Origin of the sequence: Cellulosimicrobium cellulans (assembly GCF_007679345.1) — a bacterium.
Classification (GTDB): domain Bacteria; phylum Actinomycetota; class Actinomycetes; order Actinomycetales; family Cellulomonadaceae; genus Cellulomonas; species Cellulomonas cellulans_A.
The window spans coordinates 75,599-88,340 of record NZ_VEGH01000003.1; the positions used below are offsets into that span (position 1 = coordinate 75,599).

Annotated in this window: 12 protein-coding genes; 9 read left to right on the plus strand and 3 right to left on the minus strand. The window is 78.2% G+C overall.

Features of this window, described 5'->3' with window-relative positions; translation table 11 throughout:
- The first annotated feature begins 81 nt into the window (after positions 1–81).
- Entirely contained in the window at positions 82–1,734 is a 1,653-nt protein-coding gene (locus FS882_RS04715) for a sensor domain-containing diguanylate cyclase (RefSeq protein ID WP_158371417.1), read from the plus strand.
- Between the two features lie 144 nt (positions 1,735–1,878).
- Complete coding sequence (locus FS882_RS04720; protein ID WP_158371420.1) at positions 1,879–2,679, plus strand: NAD-dependent epimerase/dehydratase family protein; 801 nt, start codon at positions 1,879–1,881, stop codon at positions 2,677–2,679.
- A gap of 13 nt (positions 2,680–2,692) precedes the next feature.
- On the opposite strand, the gene FS882_RS04725 is transcribed toward FS882_RS04720, so the two are convergent.
- On the minus strand, positions 2,693–3,304 hold the full coding sequence (locus FS882_RS04725) for a DinB family protein (protein ID WP_158371422.1): 612 nt from the start codon (positions 3,302–3,304) through the stop codon (positions 2,693–2,695).
- 184 nt (positions 3,305–3,488) lie between these two features.
- Here FS882_RS04725 and FS882_RS04730 point away from each other — a divergent pair, with 184 nt between their 5' ends.
- The 4 genes from FS882_RS04730 to FS882_RS04745 all read left to right on the plus strand — a co-directional run bounded on the left by FS882_RS04730 (position 3,489) and on the right by FS882_RS04745 (position 6,827).
- Entirely contained in the window at positions 3,489–4,241 is a 753-nt protein-coding gene (locus FS882_RS04730; RefSeq protein WP_158371425.1) for a hypothetical protein, read from the plus strand.
- 212 nt (positions 4,242–4,453) lie between these two features.
- Complete coding sequence (locus FS882_RS04735) at positions 4,454–5,194, plus strand: ANTAR domain-containing protein (protein WP_158371428.1); 741 nt, start codon at positions 4,454–4,456, stop codon at positions 5,192–5,194.
- Positions 5,195–5,344: 150 nt separating this feature from the next.
- Positions 5,345–5,902 carry a flavodoxin family protein gene (locus FS882_RS04740; RefSeq protein ID WP_158371430.1) on the plus strand — a complete coding sequence of 186 codons (558 nt, stop codon included), beginning with the start codon at positions 5,345–5,347 and terminating at the stop codon, positions 5,900–5,902.
- A 70-nt stretch (positions 5,903–5,972) separates the two neighbouring features.
- Entirely contained in the window at positions 5,973–6,827 is an 855-nt protein-coding gene (locus FS882_RS04745; RefSeq protein WP_262348068.1) for an aminotransferase class IV, read from the plus strand.
- 15 nt (positions 6,828–6,842) lie between these two features.
- Here the strand turns inward: FS882_RS04745 and FS882_RS04750 are convergent, their stop codons facing one another.
- Together FS882_RS04750 and FS882_RS04755 are read right to left on the minus strand one after the other, a co-directional pair.
- Positions 6,843–8,000 carry a M20/M25/M40 family metallo-hydrolase gene (locus FS882_RS04750; RefSeq protein WP_158371433.1) on the minus strand — a complete coding sequence of 386 codons (1,158 nt, stop codon included), beginning with the start codon at positions 7,998–8,000 and terminating at the stop codon, positions 6,843–6,845.
- Between the two features lie 59 nt (positions 8,001–8,059).
- Positions 8,060–9,367 (minus strand): EAL domain-containing protein, encoded by a 1,308-nt coding sequence (locus FS882_RS04755; protein ID WP_158371435.1) that lies wholly within the window; start codon positions 9,365–9,367, stop codon positions 8,060–8,062.
- A 119-nt stretch (positions 9,368–9,486) separates the two neighbouring features.
- Between FS882_RS04755 and FS882_RS04760 the strand changes: the two genes are divergently transcribed.
- From FS882_RS04760 to FS882_RS04770, 3 genes are all read left to right on the plus strand, one after another.
- Positions 9,487–11,361: a glycosyltransferase gene (locus tag FS882_RS04760; protein WP_158371438.1), complete on the plus strand. Its 1,875-nt coding sequence runs from the start codon at positions 9,487–9,489 to the stop codon at positions 11,359–11,361.
- Positions 11,306–12,454 carry a hypothetical protein gene (locus FS882_RS04765; RefSeq protein WP_158371440.1) on the plus strand — a complete coding sequence of 383 codons (1,149 nt, stop codon included), beginning with the start codon at positions 11,306–11,308 and terminating at the stop codon, positions 12,452–12,454. The genes FS882_RS04760 and FS882_RS04765 overlap by 56 nt, the downstream gene beginning before the upstream one ends.
- A gap of 78 nt (positions 12,455–12,532) precedes the next feature.
- Positions 12,533–12,742: a hypothetical protein gene (locus FS882_RS04770; RefSeq protein ID WP_154730199.1), complete on the plus strand. Its 210-nt coding sequence runs from the start codon at positions 12,533–12,535 to the stop codon at positions 12,740–12,742.

The window sequence follows — 12,742 nt, forward strand, 5'->3', positions numbered from 1 at the left end:
GCGCCGATCGGCTCATCACCGCAGGTCGCGGGCCCGATCACACAGGTGACCCGCGATGGACCGCGGGCGGGACGAAGGACCATGACGGCCACAGCGACCGACGCATCCGCACCACCGGCAGCACCCACGGACTGGGAGGCGGCGGTGGACGAGCTGGCGCTGCTCGCCGACTCGGACGCCGGCGCCTGCGTGCGCCGGGCCGAGGACCTCATCGCCGAGGCCGCCGCCCGGCGCGCGGGCGGGGCCGAGATGCGGCTCGCCTACTACGCCGCCGTGGCGCACCACGCGCTGGGGGAGGACCGGCGCGCGCTGGAGCGGGCGGTCCGCGCCGAGCACCTCGCGCGCGAGCGCGGCGCCCTGGTCTGGCAGTCGCGCGCGCTCGCCCGGCAGGGCCTGGTGCACCACGAGCTGGGGCACACCGAGGACGCCGTCGACCTGCTGACCCGGGCGGCCGAGCTGCGCCGCGAGGCCGACGACGTGGCGGGGACGGCCGACGTCCTCACCATCCTCGGGTCGGTGTACACGTCCATGCCCCACTTCGCGCCCCAGGCGGCGGGCGTGCTCACGCAGGCCCGCCGGCTCTGGCTGGCCGCCGGGGACCCCGACCGCGCGTCGATCGCGTTGGCGAACCTCGCGCGCACCTTCGTCGAGGCCAGCCGCCGGCTCCTCGCCGACAACCCGCGCGGCGCCCGCGCGTCCGCCCGCCGGGCCCTGGCGCTCGCGCTGGAGGCGGTCGACGAGGCCGACGCGGCGGGGCTCGTGCGCACGGCCGTCGACGCCCGGCTGACCGCGGCCGTCGCGCACCTGCTCGCGGGCGACCGGGAGGCCGCGGCGGTGGTGCTGGACGCGGCCGGCGCCATGCTCGCCCGGTTCCCCGCGGCCGGGCTCCGGCTGTCCCTGCACCGGATCCGGGCCGGGATGCTGCTCGACGCCGGCCGGCTGCCCGAGGCCGTCGCGGAGGCGCGGGCCGGCATGACGGTGTGCGACGCGCTGCGCCGCCCCGCCGAGCGCACCGAGCTGCTCCGCGTGCTCGCCGACGCGCACGAGGCGCTGGGCGACCCGGTCGCCGCGCTCGCCGCGCTCCGCGAGCTGCACGCCCTGACGGTGCGGCTCGGCGACGCGCAGGCCGAGCGGCGGGCCGCCCTGCTGGGTGCCCGGATGGAGGTCGAGCAGGCGGAGCGGCAGGCAGAGGCCGAGCGCCGCCGGTCCGAGGCGCTGGAGGAGCGCAACGCCCGCCTCGCGCACGAGGCCGCCCACGACGGGCTCACCGGCCTGGCGAACCGGCGCACCCTGGACGTCCAGCTGGACCGGTGGGTGGCCGAGCGCGGCGCGTTCGCGGTCGCCCTGCTCGACATCGACCACTTCAAGCGGGTGAACGACACCTACTCGCACCAGGTCGGGGACGCCGTGCTCGTGCGCGTCGCGGACGCCCTGCAGCACGCCCTGCGCCGCGACGACCTGGCGGCGCGGTACGGCGGCGAGGAGTTCGCGGTCCTGCTCGACGGCCTCAGCGGCAACCGGACGGTCGACGTGTGCGACCGGCTCCGGGCGACGATCGCGGGCCTCGCGTGGGACGACCTCATGCCCGGAGCCCGGCTGACGGTGAGCATCGGCGTCGCGGAACGGCACCCCGGCGAGCCGGTCTCCGGCCTGCTGAGCCGCGCGGACGGGGCGCTCTACCGGGCCAAGGCGGCCGGGCGGGACCGGGTGCGGGTGGCCGACCCGGCGGCCTGACCGCCGGCGCGTGGCCCGCGGCTCCGCCGCCGGGCTCCGCCGAGTCGGCGATACCGCACTGCGGGCCGGGCCCGGGTCGCAGACCGCAGACGGAGACTCGGCGCCCGCGCGCGCGACCGGCGGTCCGGCCGCAGAATGCCGGGCATGGAGCAGCGCGACGTCGTCGTCACCGGGGCGGCCGGGCGGATCGGCACCTACCTGCGCACGGCGGACGGCGGGCTGCCGGCCCGCGGCTGGCGGCTGCGGCTCGTGGACGCCGACATCCCGGACGACCCGGCGCCCGCGCCCGACGAGCCGTTCACCGCCGTCGACCTGACCGACGAGGAGGCCGTGGACCGGCTCGTCCCGGCGCTGGCCGGCGCGTCCGGCGTCGTGCACCTCGCCGGGATCCCCTCCGAGGACACCTGGACCCGCGTCCGCCGGGCCAACGTCGACGGCACCTACCGGGTCCTGGAGGCGGCGCGCCGGTCCGGGGTGCGCCGGGTGGTGCTGGCCAGCTCGAACCACGCGGTCGGCTACTACCCGACCGACCGGGAGGCGCGCGTGGACGGGCCCGCGCGGCCGGACTCGTTCTACGGCGTGTCGAAGGCGGCGGCCGAGGCGCTCGGCAGCCTCTACGCGGACAAGTACGGCCTGGAGGTCGTGTCGCTGCGGATCGGGCTGTGCGCCGACCGGCCGGCGAGCACCTTCGACCTCGGGATCTGGCTGAGCCCGGCCGACGCGGTGCGGCTGGCCGACGCCGCGCTGCGCGGCCCGGTCGACGGTCCGGTGGTGGCGTACGGGGTGTCCGCGAACACCCGGGCGTGGTGGGACCTGTCGACGGCACGCGCGCTCGGCTACCGGCCGGAGGACGACGCGGAGCGGTTCGCCGGGGAGGTCGAGCCGTACGACGGCCCCGCGGGCGTCCTCGGGCACGGGATGGTGGCGGCGGACCCGCTGCCCTGACGGCGGACGGCCGTCAGCCCGCGGCGCCCGCGCCTCCCGCCGCGCTCGCGCCCGCCGCCGCGCGGGCCGCGTCCTCGACGCGGGCCCGGTACGCCGCCCACGCGTCGCCGTCGTGGAACGGCAGGTTCGGGTCGTCCGGCCGGGAGCCCACCGCGCCGTCGATCGTCTCCCGCACGATGTCCGCGTGGCCCGCGTGCCGCGCGGTCTCCGCGATCACGTGCACCAGGATGCGGTGCAGGGTGACGTCGGCGCTCTCCGGGCGCCACCACGGGACCCGGCCCGGCGCGTCGAGCGGCAGCGCGGCGATCGTCGCGTCCGCGTGCGCGGCCGAGAACGCGTGCAGCTCGCGGACGGCGTCCAGCGACTCGTCGGCGGGCAGCCACATGTCCGCGTTGGGCTCGGCGTCGTCGGCGAACCAGGGCAGGGCGCGGCCGTGCGGGCGGTCGAACACCTCGCCGAAGTAGTCGAGCTGGACGCTGGCGACGTGCTTGACGAGGCCCGCGACGTTGGTGCCGGTGGGGGTCAGCGGCCGTCTGGCGTCGTACTCGGAGAGCCCGTCGAGCTTCGCGAGCAGGGAGTCCCGGCTCTCGCGCAGGTACTGGTGCAGCGTCGCCTTGTCGTCCATGCGCCCAGTCTGCCCCGGTGGTCCGACAGGCCCCGCGACGGGCGCGGCGGGGCGCGCGGCCGGGCCCGCGGCCGGGGTGCGCAGCCGGGGTGGGACGCCCCGGCGCCCGGGTGCGCACCCGGACGGGGGAGCGCCGTCCGCCGCTCCGGGTGCGCGCCGGCCGGTCCGATCCGAGACTGACCCCGTGACCGACCGGCTGCTCCTGCTCCGCGCCCTGGCGGAGGCCGTCGCGCGCTCGGGCGGGGCGCCCGACGGCGGCGTCTGCCCGCCCGCGGTGGAGCGCCTGTGCAGCGCCGCGGCGGCGCTGCTCGGGGCGTCCGGCGCCGCGCTGACCTGCGCGCCCGCGGGCGCCGCGCGGTACACGGCGTGCGCGACCGACGACGTGGCGGCCCGGCTCGCCGAGCTCGAGGAGCTGGTGGGCGACGGGCCGGCGTCCCGGGCGGCCCGGCACGGGCGCAGCGTCGGGACCGTGCTGGGGCCGGGCGCGCCGGGACGACCCGCCGAGCTGCCGCCCGACGTCCCCGAGGTGCCGCCGGTGTTCGCGGTGCTGGCGGGCGGCGTCGTCGACCCGGGGGCCGCGGTGTCGGTCCGGTCCTGGCCCGTGCGGGTGGACGGACGACCGGTGGCGGCCCTGACCGTGCACGGGCCGGCGCGGTGCGCGACGACCGAGGCGCTGGCGGACGGCCAGGTGCTCGCCGACGCGCTCGGGCCCGCTCTGGTGGGGCCCGCGGTGGCGGCGCGCTCGGCGCGGGCGCGGCGGCACCGGGCGGTCGGGATGCTGGTGGCGCAGACCGGGCTCGCCCCGGACGACGCGGTGGCGCTGCTCCGGGCCCGCGCCTGGTCGGAGGACGTGCCGGTGGCGGACCTGGAGGACGCGGTGCTCGCGCGCCGGGCCACCTTCGCGGACGGCGGCGCCGCCGGCCCGCTGACCGCCTGACCGCCGGTCGGGCGCCCGGATCCGCCCGGATCCGGTGGCTCGCGGGTCACCCGGCAGGGCTAATCGGCGCGACGCGGGCACGATCTCGGGACGAATCGGGCATCTCGACCCGAGGTGCCGTGCCACGATGTCCGTGCGCGCCGGCAGCGCGCGACCGGTGCAGGGTCTCGGCGAGGAGTCCCGCACGTGCTGCCCAGGGGGACGGACGGACGATGGCTGAGGTGTGTGCGGTGTGGCCGGGCACGGAGCCCGCGCGCAGCGTGCTGGCGCTCCTGGAGGACCTGGCCCGCCTGGTGGCGGGCCGGACGGGGAGCCCCGTCGAGGGCGCGGTGCACGCGCAGCGGCGCGGCGCGGACTGGCTGATCGCGTCGGCGGGGGACCGGCTCACCCGTACCGGGGCGGCGGCCGACGGCACCGGCCCGTGGCGCGACGCGGTCGGCGCGGGCGCCCCGCTCGTCCTGGCGGACCTGCGCGACGCGGCCGGCCCGGCGGCCGGGCCCTGGCGCGCCGCGGCGCTGCGCGCGGGCTTCCGCAGCGTCCTGGCGATCCCTGCGCCGTTGAGCCGCGGCGGCACGGCCGCGCTGACCCTGTACCTGGACGAGCCCGGCTCCTGCGACCCCGAGGTCGTGCGCCGCGCGGCGGGCTTCGCCGGGGAGATGGCGTCGCTGATCGAGCTGCACAGCACCATCCCCGCCCGCGACCCGGTGCTCCCGGAGGCGGAGGCGGCGCGGCTCACCCGGGCCTCCGTCGACCACGCGGTCGGCGTGCTCATGGAGGTGCGCGGCTGCGACGAGGAGGAGGCGCGGCACGTGCTCGACGTGCTGCGCGCCTCGCAGGGCCGGACCCTGGAGGCCGTCGCGGCGGCGGTCGTGCGCCGCGCGGTGCGGCCCGGCGGGCCCGGTGGGCGCGGCGGCCTCGGCGGCGGGTCCGCCAAGGCGGCGCGCCGGTCCTGAGCCGCCCCGGCCCGCGGGCGCGCCGGCGTCCCGGCGAGGTGCCCGACCCGGGACCGTGGGCCCATCCGCGCGCCCGACGGCGCCCCTAGCGTGGCCCGCACGAGCGGCGCGGCGTCGCGCCGCCCGCCGCGGGAGCCAGGGGAGGCAGCCATGCGCGCGCACGTCGTGTACGAGAGCATGTTCGGGAACAGCCACGCCGTCGCCGAGGCGGTGGCCGCCGGTCTGCGGGACGCGGCGCCGGGTGCGGACGTCGAGGTGGTGAGCGTGCTCGCGGCGCCCGACGCGCTGCGCACCGACCTGGTCGTCGTCGGCGGCCCGACCCACGCGTTCTCGCTCAGCCGCCCCGAGACGCGGCGGAGCCGCGCCGACCACCTCGAGGACCCCGAGGCCCGCCGCCGCGCGGCGGCCGAGCCCGACGCCGACAGCGGGCGGGGCGTGCGCGAGTGGCTCGAGGGGCTCGACACCGCCGACGGCACCCCCGCCGCGGCCTTCGACACCCGGGTGGACCGGCCCGTGCCCAAGCGCGCGTCGGCGGGCATGGCCAAGCGGCTGCGCCGGGCGGGCTGCCGGGTGGTGCTGCCGCCCGCGGGGTTCCACGTCGCCGGGATGCACGGGCCGCTGGTCGACGGGGAGCTGGACCGGGCGTCGGCGTGGGGACGGGAGGTCGCCCGGGCGGCCGGGCTGACCGGGGCGGCCCACCCCGCCTGACGTGCGCGGCTAGGCTGCCCGGGACGGCCCGCGGAGCGCGCGGGCGCGCGAGGGACGCGGGAGCGCAGCGGTGGCGGACGTGACGTCGACGGTGTTCTGGGTCAACGGGCGCCTGGTGCCCGAGGCGGAGGCGACGACCTCCGCCCGGGACCACGGGTTCGTGGTCGGGGACGGGGTCTTCGAGGCGGTCAAGATCGACCACGGCCGGCTGTTCGCGATGTCCCGGCACGTCGAGCGGATGGCCCGGTCGGCGGCCGGCATCGGCCTGCCGGGCTTCGACCCGGACCTCGTCCGCCGTGCGGCGCAGGAGGTGGTGGCGGCGAACGCCGACGTCCTGACCACCGGCTTCGACCTGCTCCGCATCACCTTCACCGGCGGCCCCGGCCTCCTCGGCAGCGGCCGGGTCGACGGCCCCCCGACGCTGGTGCTGGGCGTCACCCCCGGCCACGACCCGGAGCCCGCGACCGGCGTCGTCACGGTGCCGTTCCGCCGCAACGACGTCGGGGCGCTCACCGGCCTGAAGACGACCTCGTACGGCGAGAACGTGCTCGCCCTCGCCCGGGCGCACGCCGCCGGGGCGAGCGAGGCGGTGTTCGCGAACACCCGGGGGCAGCTGTGCGAGGGCACGGGCACCAACGTGTTCGTGGTGCGCGACGGCGAGCTGCACACGCCGCCGCTGTCCTCGGGCTGCCTCGCGGGGGTGACCCGTGCGCTGGTGCTCGAGTGGCACGGCGCGCGGGAGGTGGACCTGCCCTACGACGCGCTGACCACGTCGGACGAGGTGTTCCTGACCTCGACCGCGCGGGACGTGCAGGCGGTGGTGGCCGTCGACGGGGTGCCGGTCGGCGGGGGAGTGCCGGGACCGGTGACGCGCGAGGTCGCCCGGGTGTTCGCCGCGCGCCAGCGCGAGCTCGTCGACCCCTGATCCCGCGCGGCCGCCTCACACCCGGTGCAGGGTGGCCGCCAGCAGCACCGCGCGCGTCGCGAGCGTCGGCAGCCGCACGTGCTCCGTCGCCGCGTGGGCACCGCCGCCGCCCGGGCCGAAGCCGTCGAGCGTCGGCAGACCCGCCGCGCCGGTGAGGTTCGTGTCGGCCGCGCCGGGCGCGGGCGCCCCCGTGACCTCCTGCCCCACCCGCGCCGCGGCCGCCGTCACCGCCGCGAGCAGCCCGGCCGACGCCGCGCCGGGCTCCCAGGCGGGCCGGCGGGACAGCACCTCGGCGCGCACCTCCGCGCCGGCGCGCACGGGCGCCGGGTCGGTCAGGTGCCGCAGCACGGCCCGCTCGCTCGCCCCGGTCACGAACCGGAGACCCAGGTCGGCACGGGCGTGCTCGGCGACGACGTTCGTCCGGGTGCCGCCCGCGAGGACGCCGACGTTGGCGAGCACGGACGGGTGACCCGCGAGGAACCGGCGGGCCGCGAGCAGCTGGTCGACCAGCTCCTCGGTCGCGGACACGCCCGTGTCCGGGTCGACCGCCGCGTGCGCGGCCCGGCCGGTGACGTGCAGCCGCAGGCGCGTGGACCCGCGCCGCGCGGTCTTCAGCCCCCCGTGCGCGCCGGGGGCCTCGAGGCCGAGCGCGTACGCGGAGCCGCGGGCGGCGTCCCGGATCAGGCCGGTGGTGGCGGGCGAGCCCACCTCCTCGTCGGGCGTCACCAGCAGCCGGACGGGCCGGTGGCCGAGCCCGGCGTCCCGCAGCAGCTCCGCGGCTGCGAGCGCCACGACGATCCCGCCCTTCATGTCGTACGTGCCCGGCCCGTGCAGGACGTCGCCGTCCCGGCGCACCGGCACCGCGCCGACCGCGTGCACCGTGTCGTGGTGCGCGAGCAGCAGCGCGGGGGCGTCGTGGGCGCGCGGGCCGCGGCCGGGCAGCTCCAGCACGACTGCGTCCCCGGCCGCCGGGTCGGCGGTCGGGGCCCGCCCACCGCGGAAGCCGGCCACCCGGGCGTCCGCCACCACGAGGTCGGCGAGCGCGTCCAGCGCGTCGACGGCGCCGGTCGGGGTCTCCTGGCGCACGTAGCGCTCCAGGCGCCCGGCGTCCGCAGGCAGCCGGCGCCGGGCGGCCTCGTCGAGCCCGGCCAGGGCCGCGGCCTCGCCCCTCATGCCCCGACCGTAGGCGCGCCGGCCCGCCCCCGCCCGCTCGGCGCCGGAGGGCCGGTGGGTCAGGTCGCCGGGTCCGCCCGGAACCGGCGCAGCAGGCTCTGGGCCGCCTCCGCCACCAGCCCGTGGTCGTGCGTCACCGCGAACGCGAACTCCCGTTCGTCGTCCTCGGGCGACCCGACGGGCGCGCCGACCGCCGCGGAGTGCCGGGAGCGCGGCCCGTCGATCTCCCGCCCGACCAGGGCCACCGACTCGTGCGCCCCCAGCACGACCACCGCCCACTCCCGCGCGAGCGGCTCGGCCGGGTCGAGCGAGGCCCAGCGCACCGCCGGGGGCAGCGCGGTCGGCAGCCCGGTGCCGACCGCGCCGACGAAGGGCAGCGCCTCGGCCAGCCGCGCGTAGCGCCGCGCCGACCGCCCGGTGAAGAACCGCTCGTCCTGGAACGCGCCGAGCACCACCGGGGGCACCCGGTGCGCGACCGCCGCGGCCTCGAGGGTCCGGGACAGGGGCAGCAGCAGGCGCTTCGGCGCGAGCCGGACCGCCCGCCGGGTGCCGATCACCTCGAACGGCGTCGCGGCACCCCCCGACGGGGCGTGCGGGCGCGGCAGGCGACCGGCGTGCCGCTCGCCCGCCGGCAGCGTGCGGTGCGGTCGCCCGAGGAACCAGCCCTGCCCGAGGTCCGCGCCGAGCACCAGCGCCCGGGTCAGGTCGTCCTGGGTCTCGATGCCCTCGGCGACCACGCGGGCCCCGGTGGCCTCGGCGCGTGCCCGGACGGCGCCCGCGACCGTGATCGTCTCCGGGTCCTCGAGCGTGCGCAGCAGCTGCAGGTCGAGCTTGATGATCTCGGGCGCCAGCAGGGGGATGAAGGCCAGGGACTCCGGGACCGCCCCGACGTCGTCGAGCGCGATGGCGCAGCCGGCGGCGCGCAGCCGTGCGGCCGCGTCCAGCATCCCCGCGGGGTCCAGGGCGAGCGCGCGCTCGGTGATCTCCACGACCACGCGGACCTGCGGGCCGCGCTGCGCGAGCGTCTCGAGCACCAGGGGGAGGTGCCGCGACAGGGTCCGGGGCTCGATGTTGAGGAACAGGGTGTGCGAGGCGCCGCCCGCGGCGGCCGCGGCGTCGGCCAGCGCGCGCGACATGGCCGCCCGCTCGAGCTCCCCGAGGAGCCCGGCCTGCTCGGCCGCGTCGAGCACCTCGAGCGGCGAGCCCCAGCCCGAGTCCGCGGGGGTCCGCAGCAGGGCCTCGCGCCCGAGCACGTCGCCCGTCGCGAGCTCCACGACCGGCTGGTAGGCGCAGTGCACGCCGCCGGTGCGGAGCAGCTCCGGCACGGGCAGCCGACCGGGGTGCTCCGGCGCGGACAGGACGGTCACCACGTCCCCATCGGCAGGTGGGGACGGATGTTGAAGCTCCCGGCCGTCGGCGTGTGCGGGGCGGCGCGGGCCGCGCGCGCGGGCTAGCGTGTCCGCGAGCTCGGACAGGGGGGACAGGCGTGGCGCGACATCAGCAGGACCGGCGGGTGGGGGACCACCTGGTCGACCGCGGCCTGGTCAGCAAGGCCACGCTGGACGCGGCGGAGCGGGTCGCGGCGGACTCCGGGGCCTACATCGGCCAGGTGCTGATCGCGATCGGCGCCCTCGACTCGGAGTCCCTGACCCGCGCGCTCGCCGACCTGTGGGGCCTGCCCTACGTGGTGCCGACCCGGATCACCGAGGCGCTGGACGCGGAGGGCGCCGACGTCGGCCGGGTGCTCGCGGAGCAGTGGCTGCCGCTGGAGCGCCGGGGCGACGGGACCCTGGTCGTGGCGGTGGTCGACGAGCCGACGGCCGAGCGGCGCGCCGCGATCGCCGCCGCGCTGGGCGAGGAGCCGTACCTGGTGCTCGCGGACCGGTGGGACTTCCAGCAGGCCGTCCTCGACCGGTACGGCGCCGACCTGCGCGACCGGGCGAGCCTGGGGCTGTGGGGCCGCTCGCCGGCGCAGTCGGCCCGCACGGTCCTCGTCACCTGGCAGAAGGTCGCGCTCGTGGTCGCGCTCGTTCTCGTGGTGCTCGCCGCGGTGGCCGACCTGCGCGCCGTCGTCGTCACGCTGTCCGTGGTCGTCGGCCTGGCGTTCCTGGTCGGGACGGGCTTCAAGTTCTGGGCGTCGCTGCGCGGCGCGCGGATGGAGCACGTGACCCGCACCGACGCCGCCACGCTCGCCGCGCTGCCCGACCACGAGCTGCCCCGGTACACGGTCCTGGTGCCCGTGTACAAGGAGGCGAACATCGTCGCGAACCTCATCGGCAACCTCGGCGCGCTCGACTACCCCGCGCACCTGCTCGAGGTGCTGATCCTGGTCGAGGAGGACGACACCGAGACCCGCGCGGCGGCCGAGGCGGCGCACCCGCCGGCGCACTTCCGGTTCATCACCGTGCCCGCGGGCGCCCCGCAGACCAAGCCCAAGGCGTGCAACGTCGGCCTCGAGTTCGCGACCGGCGAGTACCTGGTGATCTACGACGCCGAGGACAAGCCCGAGCCCGACCAGCTCAAGAAGGCGGTGCTGGCGTTCCGGCAGGCCGGGGAGGAGCTGGTCTGCGTGCAGGCCGCGCTCAACTACTTCAACGCCGACGAGAACGCGCTGACCCGCATGTTCACGCTCGAGTACTCGTTCTGGTTCGACTACATGCTGCCCGGCCTGGAGTACGGGCGGCTCGCGATCCCGCTCGGCGGCACGTCGAACCACTTCCGGGTCAGCGGGCTGCGCCGGCTCGGCGGCTGGGACCCGTACAACGTGACCGAGGACGCGGACCTGGGGATCCGGGCGTCGGCGGAGGGGATGCGGGTCGGCGTCATCGACTCGACGACCTACGAGGAGGCGAACACCTCGTACCCGAACTTCGTCCGGCAGCGGTCCCGGTGGATCAAGGGCTACATGCAGACGACGCTCGTGCACCTGCGCCAGCCGTTCCGGCTCGTGAAGGTCGCGGGGCTGCGGCAGACGCTGTCGTTCCTGTTCCTGGTCGGGGGCACGCCCGCGACGTTCCTCGCGGTGCCGCTGCTGTACGCCGTGTTCCTCGCGTCGCTGCTCCTCGACCCGGACCAGCTGTCGTTCCTGTTCCCCGGCTGGGTGCTCTGGCTGTCGCTGTTCAACCTCGGCGTCGGCAGCGCGCTGATGATCTACGTCTCGATGATGGGCGCGTTCAAGCGCCGGCGGTACGGGCTGGTCCTGTGGGGGCTGGCGAACCCGGCGTACTGGCTGCTGCACTCCGTCGCCGCGTACAAGGCGCTGTGGCAGCTCGTCACGAAGCCGCACTACTGGGAGAAGACCGCACATGGCCTCACTGGCGTCACCGCTGCCGCGCACGTCCCCGCGGCGGTACGCGGCTGACACCTGGCCGGCCCGGCCGGCCGCCCGCTGGGGCCTGCGGGTCGCGCTGGCGCTGCCGTTCGTCGCCGTCGCGCTGGTCTCCCGCGCCGCCGGCTGGGTGCCGGCGGCCAACGAGGCGCTGGCCGAGCGCGGCGCGCTGGTGCGGTGGGGCGACAGCGGGCTCGCCTGGATCGCCGAGGTGTTCCCGCCGCTGTCCGCCGCGCTGGCCTCGGTGCTCGGCGGCAGCACGCTCGCGATGAGCGTGCTGGCCGCCGGGGTGCTCGGGTTCACGCTGCAGCGGCTCGCCGCCGTGCTCGTGCGCGAGGGGCTGGGCGGCTGGGCGACCGCGGCGGTGCTCGGCACCCTCGTGCTGACCCCGCCGCTGTACTACCTGGCGTCGAACGACCTGGTGTCCCTGCTGGGGCTGGCGCTGCTCGTGCTGGCCCTGGACGGCATCGCCGCGTTCGTCGAGCAGCGGTCCACCGAGGCCGGCTTCCGCGCGGGGATCGCACTGGGCGTCGCCGTGATGCTCGACCCGGGCGCCTGGCTGTACGCGCTGACGCTGGCGGCGGTGGCCCCGTTCTTCGCCCGCCGCGCGGGCCGGTCCGGCTGGCGCGCCAACGAGGCCACGGTCGCGGTGCTGCTGTTCCCGGCCGTGGCCGCGATCGGGTTCTGGCTCTACGCGTCGTGGTGGTTCTCGGCCGACCCGCTGGGCGGGATGGAGGCGGCGACGCCGGCCGGCTGGCTGCCGGGCGGCGCCGGGGCGTCGGCGGTCGAGGCGCTGCGGCAGATCGCCCTGGCGCTGCTGGCCGCGCCGCTCGTGCTCGTGGCGACCACGGTGCGCGCGGTCCGCGACCCGTGGTCGCTGATCGCGCCCGGGATCGCGGTCGTGGGGCTGTACCTGTCGCTGTGGCTGGGCCTGCGCGAGGCGGCCGGCCAGACCTGGGTCGTGCTGACCGCGCTCTACGTGCTGCTGCTGGTGCCGCGCGCGCCGAGCCCGCGCCGGCGCGCGCTGATCGTGGTCGCGGCGCTCGCGCAGCTCGCGATCGGCTGGCTCGTGGTGCTGACCTCCGGCGGGACCCTCGGGGACTGGGCGCGCGCGGTCCTGGCCTGACCGGCTCGCCGGCCGCCCGCGGCCGGCACCCGCGCCCCCGGGGTGGTGGCGGCCGGGCCGACGCGGTACAACCGAGGCATGACGACCCGCCCCCGTGACCTCACCTCCGACACCGCCGCCGACCACCGCGCCGAGGCGCTGCCCTCCGAGGCCGAGCTGCGCGCCACCGACGTGCGCTCCGGCGGCGACGCGTCCCGGGCGCCGCGCACCCTGCGGGACAGCGAGCTGCTGCCGGACGACGAGGCCATCGCGGCGTCCGACGACTGGGACGACCCCGAGCGGCTCTGA